Raw genomic sequence first — 799 nt, 5'->3', positions numbered from 1 at the left:
TAATGCAATGTCACCTGACTTATCTTGTACTGAGAAATGGAAGCCGTGCTGATGACCGCCGATACCAGTGATCCATGCTGTTTGGAAGTTACCCGCTTCATAGAAGGCAACCACTTCTTCAACCGTCGCAAACTGCTCGACTAAAAATGGCACCACATCAGACATATGCACAGCGGCGCTGCCGTTGTCTTTTACGTCTTTAATGAAATCTTTTGATGGGTTTTGGTATAACAATGATGCCGAAAGGCCTTCGCTGTTAATTGCCTCGCCCGTTGTGCCGTGGAACGTTTCTACTTCGGTAAATGAAATCGTTTTATATTTCACTGTCCATTCAGCTGCGTTCTCATATTCAGGTACTGCTTTGGTGACACGCTCAGTGCCCACTGGGTTAATTTGTGCAATAGATTGTAACTCACTGCCACCCCAATCATATGAACGTACAACCGATATGCCGTGAGAAGCAGTGTCTGTAATTAAACGTGAACAAGCGCTAGATGTACCTACAAGGCCCATGGATGTTGTTGCTACGATTGCTAATGCGATGATTGACTTTTTCATAATATATTTCCTTCTCTACAATGAGTTCAATAGTTTCAAATTCGTTAAGAAGTTAGCGCGCTATCTCCTTGTTTGTATGAGGCTATTATGTCGAAAAGGCAGTGACTTGGATGTGTGTAAAACAAATCGAAATGTGTGTTTTACATACTCCATGTGTTTCTTAATAAGTCGTTTCAGTCTCAATTATTTGATACTAAAAAGCCCCCTTTCGGAGGCGTATTAGACACGCTTTGTACAGCGA

At 42.3% G+C, this 799-nt stretch carries 1 protein-coding gene; it reads right to left on the bottom strand.

Going from position 1 to position 799, the window contains the following annotated elements; all coding sequences use genetic code 11:
- Positions 1-558 (bottom strand): linear amide C-N hydrolase (locus BCU12_RS10270; protein ID WP_133153858.1); only part of this gene is annotated, 558 nt, incomplete at its 3' end.
- Between the last annotated feature and the right edge of the window lie 241 nt (positions 559-799).

Source organism: Vibrio sp. 10N.261.55.A7, assembly GCF_002877365.1.
Lineage (GTDB): Bacteria > Pseudomonadota > Gammaproteobacteria > Enterobacterales > Vibrionaceae > Vibrio.
This window is presented reverse-complemented; position numbering and strand designations above follow the sequence as displayed.